The sequence below is a fragment of the Streptomyces sp. NPDC005494 genome, from assembly GCF_042872025.1.
Taxonomy (GTDB): Bacteria; Actinomycetota; Actinomycetes; order Streptomycetales; family Streptomycetaceae; genus Streptomyces.
On the sequence record NZ_JBIAJR010000001.1, the window covers coordinates 637334 to 660727 of the forward strand.

The 23394-nt window shown below is 71.2% G+C and carries 23 protein-coding genes and 1 pseudogene; 17 read left to right on the forward strand and 7 right to left on the reverse strand.

Going from position 1 to position 23394, the window contains the following annotated elements; genetic code table 11:
- The first annotated feature begins 152 nt into the window (after positions 1 to 152).
- Positions 153 to 2894, forward strand: a complete 2742-nt coding sequence (gene aceE / locus ACFYQ6_RS02925; protein WP_361570921.1) for a pyruvate dehydrogenase (acetyl-transferring), homodimeric type — start codon at positions 153 to 155, stop codon at positions 2892 to 2894.
- A 102-nt stretch (positions 2895 to 2996) separates the two neighbouring features.
- Here the strand turns inward: aceE and ACFYQ6_RS02930 are convergent, their stop codons facing one another.
- Together ACFYQ6_RS02930 and ACFYQ6_RS02935 are read right to left on the reverse strand one after the other, a co-directional pair.
- Complete coding sequence (locus ACFYQ6_RS02930; RefSeq protein WP_361570924.1) at positions 2997 to 3422, reverse strand: peptidase inhibitor family I36 protein; 426 nt, start codon at positions 3420 to 3422, stop codon at positions 2997 to 2999.
- A gap of 208 nt (positions 3423 to 3630) precedes the next feature.
- Complete coding sequence (locus tag ACFYQ6_RS02935; RefSeq protein WP_388760914.1) at positions 3631 to 5118, reverse strand: MFS transporter; 1488 nt, start codon at positions 5116 to 5118, stop codon at positions 3631 to 3633.
- Between the two features lie 238 nt (positions 5119 to 5356).
- Between ACFYQ6_RS02935 and ACFYQ6_RS02940 the strand changes: the two genes are divergently transcribed.
- The 9 genes from ACFYQ6_RS02940 (at position 5357) to ACFYQ6_RS02980 (ending at position 14934) form a co-directional block, all read left to right on the forward strand.
- On the forward strand, positions 5357 to 6025 hold the full coding sequence (locus ACFYQ6_RS02940; protein WP_361570930.1) for a TetR family transcriptional regulator: 669 nt from the start codon (positions 5357 to 5359) through the stop codon (positions 6023 to 6025).
- A gap of 236 nt (positions 6026 to 6261) precedes the next feature.
- Positions 6262 to 7473, forward strand: a complete 1212-nt coding sequence (locus ACFYQ6_RS02945) for an alpha/beta hydrolase (protein WP_388760056.1) — start codon at positions 6262 to 6264, stop codon at positions 7471 to 7473.
- A gap of 117 nt (positions 7474 to 7590) precedes the next feature.
- Positions 7591 to 8502: a DUF4429 domain-containing protein gene (locus tag ACFYQ6_RS02950; protein WP_388760059.1), complete on the forward strand. Its 912-nt coding sequence runs from the start codon at positions 7591 to 7593 to the stop codon at positions 8500 to 8502.
- A gap of 224 nt (positions 8503 to 8726) precedes the next feature.
- Positions 8727 to 10079: a sensor histidine kinase gene (locus ACFYQ6_RS02955; protein ID WP_388760062.1), complete on the forward strand. Its 1353-nt coding sequence runs from the start codon at positions 8727 to 8729 to the stop codon at positions 10077 to 10079.
- A complete protein-coding gene (locus ACFYQ6_RS02960) occupies positions 10076 to 10756 on the forward strand; it encodes a response regulator (protein WP_388760065.1) in 681 nt (226 codons plus the stop codon). Before ACFYQ6_RS02955 ends, ACFYQ6_RS02960 begins: the two co-directional genes overlap by 4 nt.
- 366 nt (positions 10757 to 11122) lie before the next feature.
- Complete coding sequence (locus tag ACFYQ6_RS02965; RefSeq protein ID WP_388760068.1) at positions 11123 to 12166, forward strand: alpha/beta hydrolase; 1044 nt, start codon at positions 11123 to 11125, stop codon at positions 12164 to 12166.
- Positions 12163 to 13371 carry an acyltransferase gene (locus ACFYQ6_RS02970; protein ID WP_388760071.1) on the forward strand — a complete coding sequence of 403 codons (1209 nt, stop codon included), beginning with the start codon at positions 12163 to 12165 and terminating at the stop codon, positions 13369 to 13371. Before ACFYQ6_RS02965 ends, ACFYQ6_RS02970 begins: the two co-directional genes overlap by 4 nt.
- A gap of 230 nt (positions 13372 to 13601) precedes the next feature.
- The gene (locus ACFYQ6_RS02975; RefSeq protein ID WP_361570950.1) at positions 13602 to 14147 is read left to right on the forward strand and encodes a VOC family protein; all 546 of its coding nucleotides are present in this window, start codon (positions 13602 to 13604) and stop codon (positions 14145 to 14147) included.
- Between the two features lie 10 nt (positions 14148 to 14157).
- Positions 14158 to 14934, forward strand: a complete 777-nt coding sequence (locus ACFYQ6_RS02980) for a MerR family transcriptional regulator (protein WP_388760917.1) — start codon at positions 14158 to 14160, stop codon at positions 14932 to 14934.
- Between the two features lie 27 nt (positions 14935 to 14961).
- Here ACFYQ6_RS02980 and ACFYQ6_RS02985 read toward each other — a convergent pair whose 3' ends face one another.
- Positions 14962 to 15978, reverse strand: coding sequence for an aldo/keto reductase (locus ACFYQ6_RS02985; RefSeq protein ID WP_361570953.1), 1017 nt, complete (start codon positions 15976 to 15978; stop codon positions 14962 to 14964).
- A gap of 4 nt (positions 15979 to 15982) precedes the next feature.
- A complete protein-coding gene (locus tag ACFYQ6_RS02990; RefSeq protein ID WP_361570956.1) occupies positions 15983 to 16444 on the reverse strand; it encodes a MerR family transcriptional regulator in 462 nt (153 codons plus the stop codon).
- A gap of 87 nt (positions 16445 to 16531) precedes the next feature.
- Between ACFYQ6_RS02990 and ACFYQ6_RS02995 the strand changes: the two genes are divergently transcribed.
- Positions 16532 to 17353 (forward strand): serine hydrolase domain-containing protein, encoded by an 822-nt coding sequence (locus ACFYQ6_RS02995; protein WP_388760076.1) that lies wholly within the window; start codon positions 16532 to 16534, stop codon positions 17351 to 17353.
- Between the two features lie 17 nt (positions 17354 to 17370).
- Here ACFYQ6_RS02995 and ACFYQ6_RS03000 read toward each other — a convergent pair.
- Positions 17371 to 17784 (reverse strand): annotated as a pseudogene (locus ACFYQ6_RS03000) (ATP-binding protein); the annotation flags it as partial.
- A gap of 84 nt (positions 17785 to 17868) precedes the next feature.
- Between ACFYQ6_RS03000 and ACFYQ6_RS03005 the strand changes: the two are divergent.
- The 5 genes from ACFYQ6_RS03005 (at position 17869) to ACFYQ6_RS03025 (ending at position 20530) form a co-directional block, all read left to right on the forward strand.
- Positions 17869 to 18717, forward strand: coding sequence for a helix-turn-helix transcriptional regulator (locus ACFYQ6_RS03005; RefSeq protein ID WP_361570962.1), 849 nt, complete (start codon positions 17869 to 17871; stop codon positions 18715 to 18717).
- Entirely contained in the window at positions 18677 to 18943 is a 267-nt protein-coding gene (locus ACFYQ6_RS03010; RefSeq protein WP_361570965.1) for a DUF397 domain-containing protein, read from the forward strand. Before ACFYQ6_RS03005 ends, ACFYQ6_RS03010 begins: the two co-directional genes overlap by 41 nt.
- 83 nt (positions 18944 to 19026) lie before the next feature.
- Complete coding sequence (locus ACFYQ6_RS03015; RefSeq protein WP_388760080.1) at positions 19027 to 19446, forward strand: VOC family protein; 420 nt, start codon at positions 19027 to 19029, stop codon at positions 19444 to 19446.
- A gap of 52 nt (positions 19447 to 19498) precedes the next feature.
- Positions 19499 to 20023, forward strand: coding sequence for a hypothetical protein (locus ACFYQ6_RS03020; protein WP_361570971.1), 525 nt, complete (start codon positions 19499 to 19501; stop codon positions 20021 to 20023).
- A 105-nt stretch (positions 20024 to 20128) separates the two neighbouring features.
- Positions 20129 to 20530, forward strand: a complete 402-nt coding sequence (locus ACFYQ6_RS03025) for a hypothetical protein (RefSeq protein WP_361570974.1) — start codon at positions 20129 to 20131, stop codon at positions 20528 to 20530.
- Positions 20531 to 20622: 92 nt separating this feature from the next.
- Here the strand turns inward: ACFYQ6_RS03025 and ACFYQ6_RS03030 are convergent, their stop codons facing one another.
- Together ACFYQ6_RS03030 and ACFYQ6_RS03035 are read right to left on the reverse strand one after the other, a co-directional pair.
- A complete protein-coding gene (locus ACFYQ6_RS03030) occupies positions 20623 to 21393 on the reverse strand; it encodes a hypothetical protein (RefSeq protein WP_388760084.1) in 771 nt (256 codons plus the stop codon).
- A 47-nt stretch (positions 21394 to 21440) separates the two neighbouring features.
- Positions 21441 to 21863, reverse strand: a complete 423-nt coding sequence (locus tag ACFYQ6_RS03035) for a MarR family transcriptional regulator (RefSeq protein WP_361570980.1) — start codon at positions 21861 to 21863, stop codon at positions 21441 to 21443.
- A gap of 168 nt (positions 21864 to 22031) precedes the next feature.
- On the opposite strand from ACFYQ6_RS03035, the gene eno reads away from it, so the two are divergent.
- A complete protein-coding gene (gene eno, locus ACFYQ6_RS03040; protein ID WP_361570983.1) occupies positions 22032 to 23315 on the forward strand; it encodes a phosphopyruvate hydratase in 1284 nt (427 codons plus the stop codon).
- The last annotated feature ends 79 nt before the right edge of the window (positions 23316 to 23394 follow it).

Sequence of the window (23394 nt, forward strand, 5' to 3'; positions counted from 1 at the left end):
ACACGTCGTCCGGGAACCTTGTGTTACCCCACAGTAGAGATGACGTTTAGGTCCTCGCGGTACACGATGGTGGCGGCGTACATGCGGCCACCCGGGGGTACGTTCCCCGCAACCAGGCCCCGAAGAGCACCACCGAACAGCGAAGGAACAGCGTGGCTTCCGGATCCGATCGCAACCCGATCATCATTGGCGGCCTTCCGAGCCAGGTCCCGGACTTCGATCCTGAAGAGACCCAGGAATGGCTCGACTCCCTCGACGCCGCCGTCGACGAGCGTGGCCGTGAGCGGGCCCGCTACCTGATGCTCCGGCTCATCGAGCGTGCGCGCGAGAAGCGCGTGGCCGTGCCCGAGATGCGCAGCACCGACTACGTGAACACGATCGCCACGAAGGACGAGCCGTTCTTCCCCGGCGACGAGGAGATCGAGCGCAAGGTCCTCAACGCGACCCGGTGGAACGCCGCGGTGATGGTCTCCCGCGCCCAGCGCCCCGGGATCGGGGTCGGCGGCCACATCGCCACCTTCGCCTCCTCCGCCTCGCTGTACGACGTGGGCTTCAACCACTTCTTCCGGGGCAAGGACGACGGCCGGGGCGGCGACCAGATCTTCTTCCAGGGACACGCCTCCCCGGGCATCTACGCCCGCGCCTTCCTGCTCGACCGGCTGAGCGAGGCCCAGCTGGACGGCTTCCGCCAGGAGAAGTCGAAGGCGGGGCACGCGCTGTCCAGCTACCCGCACCCGCGGTCGATGCCGGACTTCTGGGAGTTCCCGACGGTCTCGATGGGCCTCGGCCCGCTCGGCGCGATCTACCAGGCGCGGATGAACCGCTACATGGAGGCGCGCGGCATCGCGGACACCTCCGACTCGCACGTCTGGGCCTATCTCGGCGACGGCGAGATGGACGAGCCCGAGTCGCTCGGCCAGCTCTCCATCGCCGCCCGTGAGGGGCTGGACAACCTCACCTTCGTGGTCAACTGCAACCTCCAGCGCCTGGACGGGCCGGTCCGCGGCAACGGCAAGATCATCCAGGAGCTGGAGTCGCAGTTCCGGGGCGCCGGCTGGAACGTCATCAAGCTGGTCTGGGACCGCACCTGGGACCCGCTGCTCGCGCAGGACCGCACGGGCATCCTGGTGAACAAGCTGAACACCACCCCGGACGGCCAGTTCCAGACGTACGCCACCGAGACCGGTGCGTACATCCGCGAGCACTTCTTCGGTGACGACCCGCGGCTGCGCGACATGGTCAAGGACATGTCCGACGACCAGATCCTGCACCTGGGGCGCGGCGGCCACGACCACCGCAAGGTCTACGCGGCGTACGCGGCGGCCAAGGCCCACAAGGGCCAGCCGACGGTGATCCTGGCGCAGACGGTCAAGGGCTGGACGCTGGGGCCGAACTTCGAGGGCCGCAACGCGACCCACCAGATGAAGAAGCTCACGGCCGACGACCTGAAGCGCTTCCGGGACCGGCTGCACATCCCGATCGCGGACAAGGAGCTGGAGGACGGCAACCCGCCGTACTACCACCCGGGCCGCGACTCGGAGGAGATCCAGTACATGCACGACCGCCGCAAGGGTCTGGGCGGTTACGTCCCGACGCGTGTGGTGCGGGCGAAGGCGCTGCCCCTTCCTGACGACAAGGCCTACGCGACCGCGAAGAAGGGTTCGGGACAGCAGTCGATCGCCACGACCATGGCGTTCGTCCGCATCCTCAAGGACCTCATGCGGGACAAGGAGATCGGCAAGCGTTTCGTGCTGATCGCCCCCGACGAGTACCGCACCTTCGGCATGGATGCCTTCTTCCCGAGTGCGAAGATCTACAACCCGCTCGGCCAGCAGTACGAGTCGGTGGACCGCGAGCTCCTGCTCGCCTACAAGGAGTCGCCGACCGGTCAGATGCTGCACGACGGCATCTCCGAGGCCGGGTGCACGGCTTCACTGATCGCGGCGGGCTCGGCGTACGCCACGCACGGCGAGCCGCTGATCCCGGTCTACGTCTTCTACTCGATGTTCGGGTTCCAGCGCACCGGTGACCAGTTCTGGCAGATGGCCGACCAGCTCTCGCGCGGTTTCGTGCTGGGTGCGACCGCCGGTCGCACGACTCTGACCGGTGAGGGTCTCCAGCACGCGGACGGGCACTCGCAGCTGCTCGCGTCGACGAACCCGGCCTGCGTCTCCTACGACCCGGCGTTCGGGTACGAGATCGCGCACATCGTCAAGGACGGTCTGCGCCGGATGTACGGCGGCGGCCCCGAGGAGAACGAGGACGTCTTCTACTACCTCACCGTCTACAACGAGCCGATCCAGCATCCGGCCGAGCCGGCCGACGTGGACGTCGAGGGCATCCTCAAGGGCGTGCACCGCTACCGCGCGGGCGAGAAGGGCCAGATCCCGGCCCAGATCCTGGCCTCCGGCGTGGCGGTCCCGTGGGCGGTCGAGGCCCAGCAGATCCTCGCCGACGAGTGGAACGTGAAGGCGGACGTCTGGTCGGCGACCTCCTGGAACGAGCTGCGCCGTGAGGCCGTGGAGGTGGAGCGCCACAACCTGCTCCACCCGGAGGAGGAGCAGCGCGTCCCGTACGTGACGCAGAAGCTCTCCCATTCCGAGGGCCCGTTCGTGGCGGTCTCGGACTGGATGCGTTCCGTTCCGGACCAGATCGCGCGCTGGGTACCCGGTGCCTACCAGTCGCTGGGTGCGGACGGCTTCGGTTTCGCCGACACCCGGGGCGCGGCGCGCCGCTACTTCCACATCGACGCGCAGTCGATCGTGCTGGCGGTGCTGACCGAGCTGGCCAAGGAGGGCAGGATCGACCGGTCCGCGCTGAAGACGGCGCTCGACCGCTACGAGCTGCTGGACGTGACCGCGGCGGGCCCCGGCCCGGCCGGCGGTGACGCGTAAGGGACGCACGGTCCCGGAAGAAGGGCGGCGGGGCACCTGCCCCGCCGCCCTTCGGCGTGCAGCGCCCCGGCGGGACGGAAGCACGCCGGCGGGTGCCCCGGCTCAGCTCTCCCAGATCTTGAAGGCCCGCACCGTGTACGGCGAGCGGGGCACCCAGGTGCCGCCTCCCGGGTAGGTCTCGAACTCTCCGGTCTCCGCGCACTCGGCCGACTGGAAGGTGGTGACGGGCCGGCCGGTGCGGTTCACGAGCGCCTGGGCGTGCCGTCCCGCGGGCAGCGGAACGCAGCTCTCGATGTCGACGGTGGACAGCTCGTGGACCTGGGGTGCCCCGGCGAAGTCGGGCTTCGCCCAGAGGCAGAGCTGCCCCGCCCCGCACGGGGCCAGCCCCGCGGGTGCGGCTTGCGGGGCGCTGCGGGAGCGCTCGGTGACGGACACCTGGTGGGTGGCGGGTTCGGCACCTGAGGCCAGGGCCGCGGCCGGGACGAGTGCGGTGGCCGCCAGGGCGGCGGCGAGGACGGTCGTACGCATGGTGGATCAACCCCCGTGGTCGAGCGAGCCGGACGACTCGCATGTCGGCACTCTGACCTGCGCCGGAGCGCCTCGGGAAGGGGCCGGGGTGTGGACCACCCTGATAGGCGACAGCCCCGCCGGTAGCTTCCGGCAGGGCTGTCGGGTGTGCTGGGTTGACGCCCCGTACCCGGCGGGACGCCGGGACACCACGGGGGTCACCGAGGGGTCAGATGTGGCCTGCGCCCATGCCCGCCTCGGCGTTCGCCCCCCGCTTGGTGAGCGTGGCGACCAGGGCGGCGACCACGGCGACGATGCCCGCGACCATGAAGGCCGCGCTCATCCCCGACACGAACGTGTCATGGGCGACGTCCGTGATCTTGACCGCGAGTTCCGGCGGGGTGCCGGGGGCGACCGGCGGCATGCCGACCTTGACGGCGGCCGACGCCTGCTCGAACTGCGCCGGGTCGGGAGTCGGGATCTCCGCGGCCTTCCAGTTGTCGTCGAGCTTCGCGTCGACCCGCGCGGCCATGACGGCGCCCAGAACGGCCGTACCGAGGCTTCCACCGACCTGCATGGCGGCCTGCTGGAGCCCGCCCGCGACACCGGAGAGCTCCATCGGGGCGTTGCCGACGATGACCTCGGTGGCGCCGACCATGACCGGCGCGAGGCCGAACCCGAGCAGGGCGAACCAGAGCGACATGGTCAGCGTGCCGGTGCCGATGCTCAGCTGCGACATGCCGAACATGGCGATCGCGACGGACACCATGCCGCCGACCAGCGGCACACGCGGGCCGAACCTGGTGATCGCGGCACCGGCGAGCGGCGAGCCGACGATCATCATGCCGGTCAGCGGCAGCAGGTGCAGGCCGCTGTCGACGGGGCTCATGCCGTGGACGTTCTGCAGGTAGAAGGTGACGAAGAACAGACCGCCCATGAAGGCGAACGCCATCAGCACCATGAGGACCACGCCGGCCGACAGCGGCACGGAGCGGAACATGGCGAGCGGGATCAGCGGCTCGCGGACGTTCTTCTGGGAGAGCGCGAACACGAAGAACAGGGCGAGGGCGGCGCCCAGGAAGCCGAGCGTCTTCCAGTCTCCCCAGCCCCACTCCGAGCCCTTGATCAGCGCCCAGATCAGACAGAACATCGCCTGCGACAGCAGCACGATGCCGCCGATGTCGAAGGACTTCGGCGCGTTCTCGGCACGGTGGTCCCGGAGGATCACCAGGCCGAACAGGAGCGCGAGCACGCCGACGGGCACGTTGATGAAGAAGACCGACTGCCAGCTGACGTGCTCCACGAGCACACCGCCGAGGATGGGCCCGCCCGCGGTGGAGGCGCCGATCACCATGCCCCAGATACCGATCGCCATGTTCAGCTTCTCGGCGGGGAAGGTGGCGCGCAGCAGCCCGAGCGCCGCCGGCATCAGCAGGGCGCCGAAGAGGCCCTGCAGCACACGGAAGACGATCACCAGGGTCACGCTGTCGGAGAGGCCGATGGCCGCCGAGGAGGCGGCGAAGCCCGCGATGCCTATCAGGAAGGTCTGGCGGTGGCCGAAGCGGTCACCGAGCTTGCCGGCCGTGATCAGGGAGACCGCGAGGGCGAGCATGTAGCCGTTGGTGATCCACTGGACGTCGGCGAGCGAGGCGCCGAGGTCCTGCTGGATGGCGGGGTTGGCGATCGCGACGATCGTGCCGTCGAGCGCCACCATCATCACGCCGATGGCCACGGCGAAGAGCGTCAGCCAGGGGTGGCCGCGCAGTCCCTTCGCCGGTGCGGGAACGAGGGTGTCTTCAGGCTCCCGCGGCGCCTTTTCGACAGTGGTCTGACTAGTCATGCGCAGGACATTATGTCAGCGGCTGACAGTTGACAAACCATTTCACGAGACAGTAACTGACACGTAGCCCGCAGGTAGGCTGAGCAGGCAAAAACGGCGGAAAGAGGTCCGGCACGTGACACGCAGGCAGACATCGGGTGCTCTTGTCGCCGGAGCTCCGGCCGGATTGCGTGAGCGCAAGAAGCAGCGCACCCGCGAGGCCCTGCTGCACGCCGCCCTCGAACTCTTCACCACGCAGGGCTACGACCGGACCACGGTCGACGAGATCGTCGAGGCGGTCGACGTCTCCCAGCGCACGTTCTTCCGCTACTTCGCGAACAAGGAGGCCACCGCTTTCGCCGTCCAGGACGCGGTGGACGCGCGCTTCCTCACGGAGCTGCGCCGACGTCCCGCCGCGGAGGCCCCTTTCGAGGCAATGCGCAGGGCCGTCGGCAACGCCTGGGACAGCGTCGCGCAGGACACGGAGAACGACGCCATGCTCGAACTCCAGATCCGCACCTACCGGATGATCGAGTCCACCCCCGCACTGCTCGCCGCACACATCCGCCGCAACATCGGACTGGAGCAGCAGGCCGCCGCGCTGATCGCGGAGCGTGAGGGGATCGACGTCGAGTCGGACCCCCGCCCCCGGGTGGCCGTGGCCGCCTTCTCCGGGGTGATGCGGCTGAGCGGGCAACTGTGGGGCCGCCGCCAGGACGCGGGCGTGGAAGCCCTGCGGGAGATGACCGAACGCCACCTGGACCACCTCGGACCTGCGCTCTCCGCCAACTGGCGCGCCGCGTAGGCACGCCCTTACGCGAACCGCACAGGTGTGCCGCACTCCTCACGCCTCCCCCATGGGCGAAGTCACAAGGCCCGCGCCCATACGGGCATTTCGGGCCCGCGCCGGACCTTCCGCGCGCCGGAGCGTGAATCCGGCGCGCACGGAGCGTGAGGGAATCGCGGTCAATTCCCTGCGGTCGAGTGATCCGTGTCACCCCTACGACGACGGCAAGTGCGCGTCTCCTAGGGTGGGGCGCAGTGACTTCCTTCGACTCCTCCCCCACGCTCACCGCATGGCGCGCGCTGCTCGCCGTGGCGGTCGTGTTCGTGATGCTGGCGACCACCGGGTGGACCGCCGTGCGCAACCAGCACTCCGTCGCGCCGCGCGAGATCGCGCTGGCCTCCTGGGCGAAGGACCGGATAGCCGGTCACTCACTCCCGGACGTGAGCTCGCCGGCCTTCCGGCTGGCCCACTTCTTCGCGACGCTCACGGCGGGCCAGCAGGTCGCGCTCGCCGACAAGTACCCGCTGGTGGTGGGGAATCTGAACGGGGCGCCGGTCGGCCTGCGGTACCGGGCGAACCGGCACGCGCTCGCGCAGGCCGAGGCGTCCGAGGAGCAGCGGACCCTGGACACCCGTCTGTCACCGGACGGGCGCCATCAGGCGGCTCTCCGTCTCGCACGCTTCCGCTCCCTGCTCGCCGGTGACCGGCAGATCCTCACGTTCGATCCGTCGGGCCGCGGCCGGGCGGCCGAGGTCTTCGGCGATCTCGACCGGGCGGACCGGATCTCGGTGGTCGTGCCGGGGGTCGACACGAATCTGCTGACCCTGGAGCGCACCGGCGTCAAGGAGAACGCGGCGCCGGTCGGGATGGCCCGGTCGCTGTACGCCGCGGAGCGCTCGGCGCGCCCCGGTTCGCACACGGCGGTCATCGCGTGGGCCGACTACACCGCGCCCGTGGGCATCGGAATGGACGCCGCGCTGGGCGGTCTGGCCTCGGAGGGCGCGGTACGGCTGAACGCGCTGGTCAAGGCGCTGCCCGGCACCTCGGACGTCTCCCTGTTCTGCCACAGCTACGGCTCCGTGCTGTGCGGTGTGGCCGCGCACACCCTGCCGTCCCGGGTGTCCGACATCGCGGTGGCGGGCAGTCCCGGCATGCGTGTGGACAACGCGGGTGCCCTGCACACCGGGGCCCGGGTGTGGGCCATGCGGGACGGCGACGACTGGATCGCGGAGGTGCCGAACATGGCGGTAGGAGGGCTCGGCCACGGCGCCGATCCGGTCGATCCGTCGTTCGGGGCCCGGATCGTGTCGGCGAGCGGCGCGATCGGGCACAGCGGTTATTTCGAGCCGGGCACCGAAAGCCTCGACAACTTCGCCGCGATCGGTGTGGGCGCCTACGACTCGGTCACGTGCGCGAGCAGCGACCACGCGTGCCGACGTGAGATCTCCGGCGAGCCGGAGACCTGACGCGCGTAGAAGGACGCCCGACGCGCGTAGAGAGTGGCGAACGGCCTGCCTGCCTGGCAGCGATTCTGCCTGTACCGGAGGGGGACGTGTGGGCCCGTGCCGCATACGATGAGGCACATGGGTGATGTGCTGGCCGGAATTCATGCCACCTGGGAGTTCGACACCGACTCCGTGCTCATCCGCTTCGAACGGGGGATCCGCGCGCCGAGGCTCTTCCAGAGCCTGCGTGAACGCCGCATTCCGTATGCGGCGTTGTCGTCGGTGACGTTGACCCCGGGCAAGCGGGGCACGGTGGTCCTGCACGCGGTGCCGAGACCGGGGGCCGATCCGCTGCTGGAGGCCGCGGCCGGGCAGCTGAAGGAGAGCGGCGACCCCTACCGCCTGGTGCTGCCCGCCGAGAGCGAGAAGCTCGCCGAGTACTACGCCGACGAGATGCGCGCCGTCCTCGGGGACGAGGCCTCGCTGCCCGCCGACCGCTTCATGGTCACGGCCCCCGAGCCTCCGATGCACTTCAAGGCGTACGACGGCCGGGCCGCCTTCGACGGGAAGCTGGTCTCCTTCCGGTGGTTCTGGACGGGTGCTTCCAGCGCCAAGTGGAAGGCGGGCGACCAGTCCTTCCCCGTCGCGGAACTGGCCGGAATCGAGTGGCGTTCGCCGGAGGCCTTCGAGGGATATCTCAGACTGCTGCCCCGCGGCGCAGGGGCTGAGTCCGGCGAGGACGGCCCGGAACCCGACCCGCAGGTCGTCGCCGCCCGGGTCCAGCCGGACCAGGACCCGGCAGCGGTGACGTTCGGCCTGGGGTACGGGCCGGTGCACGAGTCGCTGCCGTTCGCCGCGGCCGTCCTGGAGTCCGTCCGCCGGACCCAGTCCGTGCCCGTCGCGACCGTTCCCGGCCCGGTGGGCGGCGCGCGGCGCGATCCCGCGGACATCGCGGAGCGCATACGGCACCTCGGGGACCTGCATCAGGCCGGGCTGGTCACCGACGCGGAGTACAGCGCGAAGAAGGCGGAACTCCTGGCCGAGCTGTAGGGGTCGGGGGCTCGGGAGCTCCGCCCTCGATGGCGCTCGGCCGGGGCTCGGGAGCTCCGCCCTCGATGGCGCTCGGCGGGGGCTCGTGCCCGACGCCGTGGTGCTGCCCGCCGGTGAGCCGGGCCGGCGAGGCCGTCCCCTACCCAGGTACGGGGCCGGCGCTCCGTGTTCCACCCCCCGGTATGACGCCGTCCGGCGTGCTCGCTGCCTACCCTGACCCGATCATGACCACATCCTCCTCCGGGCCTCCGCCGCCCGCCGACGGCCTGCTGAGCGCCGCCCGCCGCAATCTGCGCGAGCTCGCCCAGGGGCTGTCCCACCCGTCCCATCCGCCGACCCCGCTGCTCGCCGGGTCCCCGAGGCTGTGGCTGCGGTTGCTGCCGTACGCGGTCGTGCTGGCCCTCGTCGCCGTCTTCGTCCCCGTGACGATCCAGGTGCTCACCGGCGACTACGGCGTGCCCGGCGGGATCGCCGGGGCCCTGGCCGTCGGGCAGGCCGCGCCGCTGCTGATGCTGGCGCACCGGCCGCTGCAGGCCTGGTGGATCGTCTTCACCGCCGACCTCGTGGGCGCCCTGGTGCTGCTGGGGCAGGGGGTGCCCCAGGGTGCCCTCTGGCCGTGGCCCGCGCCGGTCGTCATCGGCGGTCTCTTCGTGCTGCTGGCTCTCGGGCTGCGGGAGAGCCGGCGGACCGTGACCGGCGTCTGGCTGGCGACGGGCGCGGCCGGGCTCGCGTTCCACCTGGTCGCGCCCTCGCGGAGCACCGACAGCGCGCTGCTGCTGTTCGTCCTCGGCGGGGTGGTGCTGGTGATCGGGGCCGCCGTACGGGAACGGAGCGAGGCCCAGCGCCGGCTCGTCGAGCAGGAGACGATCAGCGAGGCCGAGCGGGCGCAGCGGACGCTGTTGGAGGAACGCACCCGGATCGCGCGTGAACTCCACGACGTGGTCGCGCACCACATGTCGGTGATCACGGTGCAGGCCGACTCGGCCCCGTACCGGATCGGCGGGCTGTCCGACGAGGCGCGGGCGGAGTTCGCGTCGATCGCGGCGGGGGCCCGGGAGTCGCTGACCGAGATGCGGCGGCTGCTGTCGGTGCTGCGCAGTGACGGCAGCCGGGGTGAGCTCGCCCCGCAGCCCGGACTCGACCGGGTGCAGCAGTTGGTGGAGGCGACGGTCCGGGCGGGGCTCCCGGCCGAGCTCTCGCTGGCGTCGGAGGTGCGGGAGGCGGTGGAGCGGGGTGACGTACCGCAGGCGGTGGACCTGTCGGCGTACCGCATCGTGCAGGAGGCGCTGGCCAACGTGGTGCGGCACGCACCGGGCGCGCGGACCCAGGTGTCGGTCACGGCGCGCGACGGTCATCTGACGGTACTGGTCGTCAACGCCCCGCCCCGGGAGCCCGGTTCGCCCCTGGAGGTGTCGGGAACGGGACACGGGCTGGTGGGCATGCGCGAGCGCGTACGGTTGACCGGCGGCACGCTCGACACCGGCCCGCTGCCGGACGGGGGCTTCCGGGTGGCGGCCCGGCTGCCGTTGCCGCCGTCCGAGCCGCCCCCGGCACCCCTGACCCCGGAGGAACCGTGACCATCCGCGTGATCATCGTCGACGACCAGGCCATGGTGCGTGCCGGGTTCGCCGCGCTGCTGGCCGCGCAGAGCGACATCGACGTGGTGGGAGAGGCACCGGACGGACGCCGGGGTGTCGAGGTCAGCAGGACCGTCCATCCGGACGTGGTCCTGATGGACGTCCGGATGCCGGAGATGGACGGACTGGCCGCCGCCCGCGAGCTGTTGAGCCCGCCGGTGGGGGTGGTGCACCGGCCGAAGGTCCTGATGCTCACGACCTTCGACGTCGACGACTACGTCTACGAGGCCCTGCGCGCGGGGGCGTCCGGATTCCTGCTCAAGGACGCCCCTCCGGCGGATCTGATCTCCGCGGTGCGGATCGTGGCGGCGGGCGACGCGCTGCTGGCGCCGTCCGTGACCCGGCGCCTCATCGCGGACTTCGCCCGTCAGCGGCCGACGGCGCCCACCGGCGGCCCGGCGCTGCGCCTGAACGCGCTGACGCCCCGTGAGACGGAGGTGCTGGAGCTCATCGCCCGCGGCCTGTCGAACCAGGAGATCGCGGCACGGCTGGTCCTGGCGGAGCAGACCGTGAAGACGCACATCGGCCGGGTACTGGCCAAGCTCGGCCTGCGGGACCGGGCCCAGGCGGTGATCTTCGCGTACGAGTCGGGCCTGGTGGCACCCGGCGAGGCGTAGCCCCGTACAGGGGTGGCGGGACCACACGCTTCGGGCGTAGGCCCGTACGGGGGGACGCGGGATCGCACCTCACGTGCACCCCGCCTCGGGCGCGAGCCCGTACGAGATCGCGGGACCACACCTCACGTGCACCCCGCCTCGGGCGTAGGCCCGTACGGGAGGCGCGAAACCACATCTCGCCTCGGGCGCGGGCTCGTGAACGTCCCGCAGGCCCTCGGCGCGGCGTAGGGCTGTCCCCCCGTACACCCCCTACCCCGGTACCACCCGGCAGTTGGCTCCGCGGGGTGACGCCCGGTCACCGGCCGTCCTCCTACCTTCCTCCCCGGCACACCGACCGGTGTGCGCACGCCGTACGGGGAGGACACGATGCGCCGATACGCGAGGACGCTGGCCGCGGTCGCACTGGCGACCGCAGTGGTGACGGGAACCGCCGGCTGGGCGTCGGGAAACACACAGCGGGCCGTGACGGGGCCCCCGCCCGGCAGCGCCGCCTGGCGCGCCGACGGCGTCCTGGGGCGGGAGCTGCCCGACCCGGCCCGTGCGACCCCGCAGCAAGTGGCGTCCTTCTTCGCGAGGTTGAGCGCGGAAGAGCAGCAGGAGCTGCTGGAGCGCCACCCGTCGGTCGTCGGCAATCTGGACGGGGCGCCGCTGGAACTCCGCTACCGGGCCAACTCCCGTGCGCTGCGCTCATCGTCCGCCCCCCGGTACGTCCGGCTGGCCGCACCCGGCCGGCAGATCCTCGCGTTCGACCCCCGGGGGCGCGGACAGGTCGCCGAGGTGTTCGGGGATCTGCGCTCCGCCCGTCACGTGTCCGTCGTCGTGCCCGGGTCGGACATCGACGCCGGGACCTTCGACCGGCGTGGCGATGTGTACGGCACCCCCTCGGGCATGGCGAAGTCGCTGTACGCCGAGACGGGCGGGGGCAGCGCGGTCATCGCGTGGGCCGGTTACACCACACCCGTCGGACTGGGCCTGGACGCGGCGACGGGAACGCTGGCCGAGGCGGGCGCGGAGCGGCTGACCCGCTTCACGGCGGGGCTCGCGGCCGACGGCCTGCCCGCGCCCGTCGTGTTCTGCCACAGCTACGGCTCGGTGGTGTGCGGGCTCGCGGCGTCCCGGCTCGGTGCCACGGATCTGGTGGTGCTCGGCTCCCCCGGGATGCGCGCCGACGACGTGGCCGGCCTGCGCACCGGTGCCCGGGTCTGGGCGGCCAAGGACGACACCGACTGGATCGACGACGTGCCGCATGTGGAGGTGGCCGGGCTGGGGCACGGCCCCGACCCGGCCGGCGCGGAGTTCGGGGCGAGGCGGGTGCCCGCCGAGGACGCGGAGGGCCACACCGGCTACTTCGCTCCCGGCACGGATTCGCTGCGCGCCTTCGCCGCGATCGCCGAAGGGGCCTCCCGATGAGCGTGCGGCAGCTGGTCTCCCGGATCGACGAACGGACTCCGGACCGTCGCGACCGCGCGGTCGACGGGCTGCGCGCCCTCGCCCTGCTGGCCGTGCCCACCGGTCACTGGCTGCTGGGCGGCTTCACCCTGGACGGCGAGGGCGCGCTGCACAACGCCAGCCCGCTCTCCACCTTCGCGGTGTTCGCCCCGGTGAGCTGGGTGCTCCAGATGCTGGGCGTCTTCTTCCTGGTCGGCGGCTACGCCTCGGTGCTCTCCTACGGGCGCAGGCCGTCCACCACCCGCGCCTGGCTGCGCGGCCGGATGGTCAGGCTGGGCCGGCCGGTGCTCGGGGTGACCGCCGTCTGGGCGCTGATGATCCCGGTGCTGTACGCGGCCGGAGTGCCCGAGGCCACGCTGCGTACGGGCGCGAAACTGGTCATCCAGCCGCTCTGGTTCGTCGGGGTCTACGCCGTCGTCACGGCGCTCACGCCGTACTGCGTGCGCCTGGCCGGAAGGCTCGGCGGCTGGGCGGCGGCTCCGCTGATCGGCTCGGTCGCGGCGGTCGACCTCCTGCGCTACGGGCCGTACGCGGACGCCGTGCCGTCCTGGCTGAGCGTGCTGAACATCCTGCCGGGGTGGCTCTTCGCCTATCAGCTCGGCGTCTCGTGGGGGCTGGGCCGCCTCACCCGGCGCGGGGCCCGGGTGCTGCTCCTGGGCGGCGCGGTGCTGTTCGCCGTGCTGCTCGTCGTCTTCCACTACCCGGCCTCGATGGTCGGCGTACCGGGCGAGGCGCGGACCAATTCGCATCCGCCGTCGCTGCTGGTCCTCGCGCTGGCCTCGGCCCAGAGCGGGGCGGCCCTCCTGCTGCACGGCCGCATCGGCAGGGCGCTGCGCCGTCCCGTGCTGTGGGCTCCGGTCGTGGTGATCAACCTGTCCGCGATGACGATCCTGTGCTGGCACCAGACCGCGATGCTGGCCGCGGCCGTCCCCGCGTCGTTCGCCGGCGCGGTGCCGGGGCTGACGACGAGCCCGGACTCGGCCGGCTGGCTCCTCGCCCGCCCGGCCTGGATGCCGCTGTTCGCCGCCCTCCTCGTCCTGATCGCCCGCTACGCCCGCCGGTTCGAGGAGCCCTGGGAGGCGGGTACGCACGGCGGGAGAGCCCGAGGGGCCGCGGCGGGGCTGCTCGCGGCGGGCTTCGCGGTCTTCGCGCTCCGGCTGGCCTGACGAAGCCGAACCGCCCCGGCCGGACTGACGGATCGGGGCCGCCCCGGCCGGACTGGCGGCCCGGCCGCTCCCGCCGGCCTCACGGTCGCCGCCGCGCGTGAGGCGGGACGCGTGGACTCGGCTTGCCCCCACGCGGCGGGATGCGTGGACTCGGCTTGCCTCCCACGCGGCGGGACGCGTGGACGACACGGCTTGACCCTCACGCGGCGTGAGGCCGGAGGGTGGAGCGCATGAGCGACTACTACAACGCCTTCGAGATCAGCCCCGTGCCCACTCCCGGCCCCGACGCGGTTCCGCCCGAGCCGTTCCACGGCATCTACGGCATGCCCGCGTTCGTGACGATCCCCACGAGCGATCTGGCGGCGTCGGTGGACTTCTGGGTGCGCGGACTCGGGTTCTTCGAGCTGTTCAGCAGCCCGGGCGCGATCGTGCATCTGCGCCGGTGGGCCTTCCAGGACGTCCTGCTCGTCCCGGCGCCGGTCGTCCCGGAGCAGGCACCCGCGATCAGCTTCAGTTTCGCGTGCGTGCTGAGCGAGGTCGACTCGCTGGTCGACGCGTGCCGTGCACTGCGTCCGGACTCGGTCGACGGCCCGCGGGATACTTTCTGGAACACCCGCGACGTCACGGTCATCACCCCTGAGAACGCACGGATCGTCTTCACCGCGGCGAAACCGTACGACCCCGCGAGCCAGGAGGCCCGGAACCTTGAATCCATCGGGATCACCGCACCGGACGTCGGCGGGGACACCCAGGGCGAGCAGCTCCGGCCCCTCTGACGCCGACGGCCTGACCGTCGGTCAGGTCGCGGCGCGTCTGGGCGTGACGGTCCGCGCGCTGCACCACTGGGACGAGATCGGTCTGGCGCGGCCGTCGCTGCGCACGGTGTCCGGTTACCGGCTCTACACCGCCGATGACCTGGAACGGCTGCACCGCATCGTCGTCTACCGCGAGACCGGTCTCGGCCTGGACAGGATCCGGGCCGTCCTGGACGACTCGGCCGTGGACGTGCCCGGCGCGCTGCGCGCGCAGCGCGTCCAGGTCGCCGAACGGATCGAACGCCTCCAGCGGCTCAGTGCCGGACTGGACCGGATGATCGAGGCGCACGAGCGCGGTCTGCTGCTGACGGCAGAGCAGCAGACCGCGGTCTTCGGCCCCGAGTGGGACCCGGACTGGTCCGCGCGTGCCAGGGAGGCTTACGGGGACACGACGCAGTGGCAGCAGTACGCCGAACGCTCGGCCTCCCGCGATGTGGAGGACTGGCAGACCGTCGCCGACGCCGTCACCGAGCTCGACCGCGCCCTCGCCAACGCGATGGACGCCGGCGTCGCGCCCGGTGACCCGGAAGCGGACCGGCTCGTCGAGCGGCACCGCGAGGTCTTCTCCTCGTTCTTTCCGCTCACCCGGCAGATGCAGGTCTGCCTCGCCCGGAAGTACGAGGCCGATCCGGCGTTCGCCGCCCACTACGACGGCATCCGGACCGGCCTCGCCACGTGGTTCCGCCGCGTCGTCGACGCCGCCGCACGCGCCCACGGCATCGACCCCGAGACCGCGACCTGGGAGTAGCGCGCGGGCAGCCGGATCGCTCGACCGCTACTCGCGCACGGTGGCCGTGCTGCTCATGTCCGGGTAGCGGTCGCCCGCGACCTGGCCCGCGATGGGCTCCAGCAGCTCCAGCTCCTGCTCGGACAGGACCAGCCGGGTCGCCCCGAGGTTCTCCAGGAGCCGGCTGCGCTTGCGGGTGCCCGGGATCGGCACCACAGGCAGACCGTGCACCTGCGCCCGCTGGTGCACCCAGGCCAGCGCGACCTGCGCGGCCGTCGCCCCATGGGCCGCCGCGATCTTGTGCACGGGTTCGAGCAGGGCGGCGTTCGTCTTCGCGTTCTCGCCGGTGAAGCGCGGCTGGTGCTTGCGGAAGTCGTCGGACGCCAGGTCCTTGGCGGCGTCCGCGAACGCCCCGGTCAGGAATCCCCGGCCGAGCGGCGAGTACGGCACTACGGTCACCCCGAGCTCGACGGCCGCGGGCACGGCGCTGAGCTCCACGTCCCGGCTGAAGAGCGACCACTCGGACTGGAGAGCGGCGATCGGGTGCACGGCGTGCGCCTCGCGGAGCTCCGCCCCGGTCACCTCGCTCAGCCCCAGCTGCCTGACCTTGCCCTCGCGCACCAGCTCGGCCATGGCGCCCACCGACTCGGCGAACGGCACGAGCGGGTCGCGGCGGTGCATGTAGTACAGGTCGATGACGTCGGTGTTCAGCCGGCGCAGGCTGCCTTCGACGGCCTCGCGGATGTACGCGGGGTCGTTGCGCACGCCCCGGTAGTGCGGGTCGTCGGTCCGCTCGATGGCGAACTTCGTGGCCAGCGTGATCTCGTCACGGTGCGCCCCGACGAACGGCGCGAGGAACGTCTCGTTCGCCCCGCGCCCGTAGATGTCCGCCGTGTCGAAGAGGGTGACGCCCGCTTCGAGCGCCGCCTCCAGGGTGTCCCGGGCCGCCGCCTCGTCGGTGTCGCCGTAGAACTCGCTGATGCCCATGCAGCCGAGGCCCTGCACACCGACCTGCGGGCCTCCGCCGCCGAGCTGTGCGGTCGCGATCTTGGCTGTGTCGCTCATGTGGTCAGACCCTTTCCGATTCCGGCGCCGTGCGGGCGCCGCCATAGAAATCGATCTTGAAGTCGAGTACGGCGAGGGTCCCCTGGAGTTCCGCGATCCGGGTCTTCACGTCGCGCCGCGTCGACTCCAGCAGCCCCTGCCGTTCGGCGAAGGTGTGGTCGCCCTCGCGGACCAGCTCCGCGTAGCGGACCATGTCGGCGACCGGCATCCCGGTCAGCCTGAGCTTGCCGATGAAGGCCAGCCAGTCCAGGTCCCGGTTGCTGAAACGGCGCTGCCCGGTGTGCGAGCGGTCGATGTGGGGCATGAGCCCGATCCGTTCGTACCACCGCAGCGTGTGGGCGGTGAGCCCGCTGAAGGCGACGACCTCGCTGATGGTGTAGCGGTCCTGGCCCTCGGGGCGCGGGTGCGCCTCCGGGGCCGAAGCGCAGGTGTCCGTGCGTGCGGAAATGCTCTCCATCACCGTCATGTCCTCCACGCTAGAACGTTGGAGTGCACTCCAAGCAAGCAATATGAGGGGCGATCTCGCTTTCGGGTTCCCGTTAGGCTCGTACGCATGCAGAGCCTGGCGATGATAGAGAACTGGCCCGTCCCCACCGCGGCAGCCGCCGTCGTCACCTCGGACGGCACGCTCCTGGCTACCCATGGTCCCACCGCGCACCGCTTCCCGCTGGCCTCCGTCACCAAGCCGCTCGCGGCCTACGCGGCGCTGGTGGCCTACGAGGAGGGCGCCGTCGAGCTGGACGAACCGGCAGGCCCCGAGGGCTCGACCGTCCGCCACCTCCTCGCCCACACCAGCGGACTGGCCTTCGACGAGCACCGGGTGACCGCACCCCCCGGCACCCGCAGGCTGTACTCGAACGCGGGCTTCGAGGTGCTCGGGCACCACATCGCGAAGGCCACGGAGATCCCCTTCCCCGAGTACGTGCGCCAGGCGGTCCTGGAGCCCCTGGGCATGACCTCGACGACGCTGGAGGGCTCCCCGGCCAAGGACGGCGTCTCGACCGTGGACGACCTGGTCCGCTTCGCCGCCGAGGTGCAGGCCCCCCGCCTCCTGGACCCGCGTACGGTGCTGGAGGCGCAGACCGTCGTGCACCCCGGCCTCAAGGGCGTGCTCCCCGGCTACGGCCATCAGAACCCCAACGACTGGGGACTCGGTTTCGAGATCCGCGACTCCAAGTCACCGCACTGGACGGGGCTCTCCTCCTCCCCGGCCACCTTCGGCCACTTCGGCCAGTCCGGCACGTTCCTGTGGATCGACCCCGTGGCGGGCGCGGCCTGCGTCGCGCTGACGGACCGGGCGTTCGGCCCGTGGGCCGCCGAGGTCTGGACGCCCTTCACCGACGCCGTCCTCTCGGAGCTCGGCGCCTCCCGCTGAGCCGCCCTGGGTCCGAAGCATTCGAACCACACGGTTTTCCCGCACCCGTCGCGCCGCTCCTCGACGCCCCAGGCGTCGGTGACGGCGTCGACCAGCAGCAGCCCCCGCCCGCCCTCGTCCAGCGGGGCCCCGGCGACGGCGCGGGGCAGCAGGGGCGACGCGTCCGCGACCTCCACCCGCACGCCTCCTTCTTCCTGAAGGTGATGGATCAGGGTCTGGCAGCGACGCCCCGGGACGTGCCGCACGACGTTGGCGATGAGCTCGGTGAGCGCGAGCTCCGCCGCGTCCGCCACCTCGGCCAGGCGCCAGACGGTGAGGTACAGCCGCAGGATGCGGCGGAGATGACGAGCGGAGTGCTCGCCCATCGCGAGGTCGGCACGGTAGACCGCGGACTCCGGGTCACCGGTCCGGGTATCGGATACGTGATTCATGTCACCAGCGTGCAGCGGGTTGATTACTCTCGGCTACGACCTGAAACGAACGCCGTCAGGCGTTGAAGCGAGAGGCATCCCGCCGTGGCCAACGTGCAGTCGCTCGACCCGAGCGCGTCCCCTCTGGACTACTACGGCTGGGAGCTGCGCCGTCAGCGCGAAGCCCACGGGCTGCGACAGGGCCAGCTCGGCGAGATCATCTTCTGTACGGGCTCGCTGATCGGCCAGATCGAGACGACGAGGAAGGTCCCGACCCGCGACTTCTCCGAACGCCTTGACGCCGCGCTCGGCACGGACGGGGTGTTCTCGCGCCTGGTCGGCCTGGTCCTGCGAAGCCAACTGCCGACCTGGTTCCAGCCGTACGCGGAGATGGAGGCGCGGGCGACGTACATCTCCACGTATCAGGCGCAGTTGGTGTACGGGCTGTTGCAGACGGAGGAGTACGCGCGGGCGGTGCTGGCCACGGGCATGCCGGACGACTTGAGCGGGCAGGTAGCCGCCCGGATGGAGCGTCAGCGCATCCTGGAGCGTGAACAGCCACCTCTGGCCTGGACGGTTCTGGACGAGGCCGTGCTGCACCGGCCGATCGGTGGCCGCGAGGTCATGCGGAACCAACTGGCCCGCTTGTTGGAGTTCACCGGGCACCGGTGGATGAGGATTCAGGTGCTGCCCTTCGCGGCGGGGGAACACTCAAGTCTGGCAGGTTCGTTCACAGCGATGCGCTTCGACGACGACCCGGACATTATCTACACGGAGGACCTCATCTCCGGCCACATGACCGCCAGCCCCGAGGCCGTGAGAGAGGCCGCGCGCCGTTACGCTCACTTGCAGGCCGCAGCCCTCTCCATCGAGGACTCAGCGGCACTGATCAAGCGTGTGATGGAGGAGCGTTATGGCAACCGGCCCGAACCCGAAGAGCGCGCCGTGGCGTAAGTCCAGCTACAGCGGAAACACGGGCGGCGAATGCGTCGAGTGCACCGTCACCGGCGGCGCCGCCTGGCGGAAGTCCTCGTACAGCGGCACCAACGGCGGCGACTGCGTCGAGGTGGCCGACGGTTGCGCCGCCTCCGTCCCCGTCCGGGACAGCAAGAACCCGGCCGGCCCCGTCCTCGTCATGGGCGCCGAAGCCTGGCAGGCCTTCGTGGACGGGCTCCGCTGAACCGACGGTCCATTGAGGACAGGAACAGACCTGTATCGGCGGCACTCTCTTCTCGACGGCACCGATCGACACGAGGAGAACCGATGCTGCGAGGTCTCACCACCGCCAGGTTTCACGCCACGGACTTTGCGGCGGCCAAGCGGTGGTACAGCGAACTGCTGCGCGTAGAGCCGTACTTCGAGCGGCCCGGCTATGCGGAGTTCCGCATCGGGGACTACCAGCACGAGCTGGGGCTGGTGGACAGCGCCTACGTCCACGGGCTCGGGAAGCACGGCGACTCGGCCGCCGGTCCCGCCGGCGCCGTCGTCTACTGGCACGTCGACGACGTGCACGCCGCACTCGCCCGGGTGCTGGAGCTGGGGGGCGAAGTACACGAACCGGTGAGGCAGTTCGGTGACGGCTTCGTCGGGGGCTCGGTCGTCGACCCCTTCGGCAACGTCCTCGGCCTCATGCAGAACCAGCACTACCTGGAAATCCTCGAAGGCCACGGGATGGCCGCCTGACCCCACAGCGCTTCGCCCGGCGGGCAGGACTGAGCACCGCTACCGTGCAGGCGTGACCCGCACCAGGCTGCCTCTCCTCTTCCTCGACGTCGACGGCCCGCTCATCCCGTTCGGAGCGACCCGGGCTCAGCTCCCGGACGGCTATCCAATCTTCGACGCGGGGCGCGGCCTCGGGGAAGCCGCCGCGAATCCGCTGGTCAACAGGGTCGATCCGGGCCAGGGCTCCCGGCTGCTGGCCCTGCCCTGCGAGCTGGTGTGGGCCACGACATGGATGTCGGACGCGAACACCTACCTCACGCCGTGGCTCGGGCTGCCGGAACTGCCCGTGGTGAACTGGCCGGACCCACCCCTCGACGAAGGGCTGGACGGGCTGCACTGGAAGACTCCGGGGCTCGTGGGGTGGGCATGCGGGCGCCCCTTCGTCTGGGTGGACGACGAGATCACGGACGTCGACCGGTCCTGGGTGAAGGCGCACCACCCGGGCCAGGCACTCCTGCACCGGGTCGAGGCATGGCGGGGCCTGACCGACGCGGACTTCGCGACCCTGGACGAATGGCTGCGGAACCGCGCGAGCTGATGGCTTTCCCGCCATGGACGACTGGCTGCGGAGCCGCGCGAGCCGATCGCTTTCCCGTCATGCCCGCGAGCCGCTCGTGGACGGGCTCCGCTAGATTCGGCCGCTATGCGATCACGTGAGTTCGACCTCGACTTCCGCGACCGGGCCGGAAGGATACGCACGTGGGGACTGGTCCTGCTGTCCCTGGCCGCGGTCCTGTGGGTCTGGGTGGGCGTCCTGCTGCTGACGCCGTACACGGCGGACCGGAAGCCCGACGACAAGTATCCCGATGAGTGCGAGTCCCGGCTCTTCACCGAGTGGGGCACTGCCAACGAGGGCAAGGGGCACGGGGACTACTGCCAGCAGGAGCGCGACTGGCCGGAGGTCCTGGGCGTGCTCGGGCTGTCCGTACCGGTCTCGGTGGCCGGCGGGTCCCTGTTCACCATCGGCACCGTGAGCCGCCGGATGAGCGCGCACGCCCAGGCGATGCGCGAGCTGGACAAGCTCGCGGACACCGCGCGGGGCTGAGACAGGAGAGCTGGACGCCCGTGCGCTCCAGTTCGCCACGCTCCGCGCATCCCCGGGTTGAGCGGGGGAAGGAGGTGCGAACTCCGGCTCCCTCAGAGCTTGCCTCCCATGAGAACCATGCGATGCCCCCCGAGCGCGCGGGAGAGACCTTCGAGGAACCCGGGGCTGAAGTCGGGCCAGTCCCAGAACTCGAAACCGAGATACCCGAAGGCGAAGTAGCCATCCGACCAGGTCCACGCAGTCAGGTCACCGGAGCGTCGGCAATGCGGGCAGGCGACTGCCGCGCTGCCTGTGTCGCTCCAGGCTTCGATGGCCTCACCGAAGGGTTCCCACGCACCCTCGATCTCCTCCAGCCGGTCGGTGCAGAAATCCGCCCGCCCGGCACAATGGGGGCACACCGCGAACCTGGGTTCGCCCTGACCGCAGTTGAACACGGTGCGGCCGGTCTCGATCCTGAGTCCGTCGCTGGGCTCCCAGTCCTCCTGACCGACCGCCTTGGCCCAGGAGGGACCGGGCGGATGCCCCGACGGCGCCCCGAGAACACAGTCGGTGAGCTCGGCCCGGACTATCCCCTCCCTGACCAGCCAGTCGAGTCCGCTGTCTGCCAGGGTGCGGGCGTCCGCATGTGTGGCGTCGAGGTCGACGACGGTCTGAAAGTAGTTCCCCATGAGGCAACAGTAGAAGCAGCCACCGACAACACGTCGCTGAACCCGAACCGCCTTCGGGAAGCTGCTGGTCAGCGCCGGGTGATGGGCGTCTGACACATCCTGACCATGCCGTTCTTGACGGCGGTCGAGGGTGAGGGCGTCCTTGAGGGCGCCGATGACGCCATGGGCGCCGGCGCCCTTGATGTCGTGGACCACGCCCGGCAAGGCCGGCAAAACCGACCGTGATCAATGACGGGCACCGCTCAGTGCGCCGCGAGCCGCTCCACCAGCCCGATGGCCCGCGCCAGCAACTCCCGTTCCTCTTCGGTCAGTTCCGCGTCGATCGCCCGCGCGAGCCAGTCCGCCCTGCGCCCCCGCTCCTCCTCCAGGAGCGCGTGCCCCGCGGAGGAGAGCTCGACCAGGCTCTTGCGGCCGTCGGTCGGATGCGCACGGCGCGTGATCAGGCCCTGATCCATGAGCAGCCCGACGGCTCGGGCCATCGACTGGGGGCGCACCCGCTGGTCGGCCGCCAGATCGCTGGTCGTCATCGCACCACTGCGGTCCAGCGCACCGAGGACGGCCACCTGCCCCAGCGGCATCTGGTCCTCGAGCTTCACGCGCCGCGTGAGCTTTCCCATCGCGGTACGCAGCTCGGCCGCGACGGCGGTGGATTCCGGAAGGGGCATACCGAACTTTAACGCAGCGCAGTTACCCAGCAGAACTGCGCAGCATGACTGAACAGCACAACTGAACAGCCAAACTGAACAGCATTGCTGTAGAGTTTTGGGTGCCGGGTTCAGCGCCACCGTCGTCGCAGCCGGACCCCGGCACGCATGCGAACGGGAAGGTCTCCCATGACCGCCATCACTTCCGTCACCGGCCGCCGCATCCTCGACAGCAGGGGCAACCCCACCGTCGAAGTGGACGTGGAGCTCGCGGACGGATCCATCGGCCGGGCCGCAGTCCCCTCCGGCGCTTCGACCGGCGCCCGCGAGGCCGTCGAACTCCGCGACGGCGACCCGGCCCGCTGGCACGGCAAGGGCGTCGACCAGGCGGTACGCCACGTCGGCACGGAGCTCGCGGCAGCCGTCGTCGGCCGCGAGGCCGAGGACCAGGCCGGCCTCGACGCCGCCCTCGTCACGACGGACGGCACCCCCACCAAGTCCAGGCTCGGCGCCAACGCGATCCTCGGGGTCTCCCTGGCCTCCGCCAAGGCCGCGGCGGCCGCCCACCGCCTGCCGCTCTACCGCTACCTCGGCGGCTCCGGCGCGCGGCTGCTGCCCGTGCCGATGATGAACATCGTCAACGGGGGTGCGCACGCCGACAATCCCCTGGACTTCCAGGAGTTCATGATCGCTCCGATCGGCGCGGAGACCTTCGCCGAGGCCGTGCGCATGGGCTCCGAGATCTTCCACACCCTGCGCCGCGACCTCCTGGCCGCCGGGCACTCCACGGGCGTGGGTGACGAGGGCGGCTTCGCGCCCGCCCTCCGCACCGCCGAGGAGGCCCTCGACTTCGTCATGGCCGCCGTCGAACGTACGGGGTACCGGCCGGGCACGGACATCGGCCTGGTCATGGACCCGGCCACGTCCGAGTTCTTCCGCGACGGCGTCTACGACTACACCGGAGAGGGCGTCCGGCGTACGTCCGCCGAACAGGCCGACTACCTGGTCAAGTTGATCGACGCCTACCCGATCGTGTCGATCGAGGACCCGATGGCCGAGGACGATCTCGACGGGTGGCGGGACCTGACCGCGCGGGTCGGTCCGCGCTGCCAGCTCACCGGCGACGACGTGTTCTGCACGAACGAGACCATCCTGCGCGAGGGCATCCGCTCGGACGTCGCCAACTCGGTCCTGGTGAAGGTCAATCAGATCGGCACCCTGACGGAGGCGCTGGCCACCGTGGACGCTGCCCACCGTGCGGGCTGGACCGTGGTCATGTCGCACCGCTCGGGAGAGACCGAGGACACGACGATCGCGGACCTGGCCGTGGCCACGGGCTGCGGCCAGATCAAGACCGGATCGCTGTCGCGCTCCGACCGCACCGCGAAGTACAACCAGCTCATCCGCATCGAGGAGGAACTGGGCGACAGCGCCCGGTACGCGGGTTCGGAGGCGCTGCGCCGCCGGCCCTGACACCACGCTCCTGCCCCCCGTCACCTCCGCCGCTCCCCGCCCCGGATGACGGCACGTCACCGGAATCCGACCCGTGCTC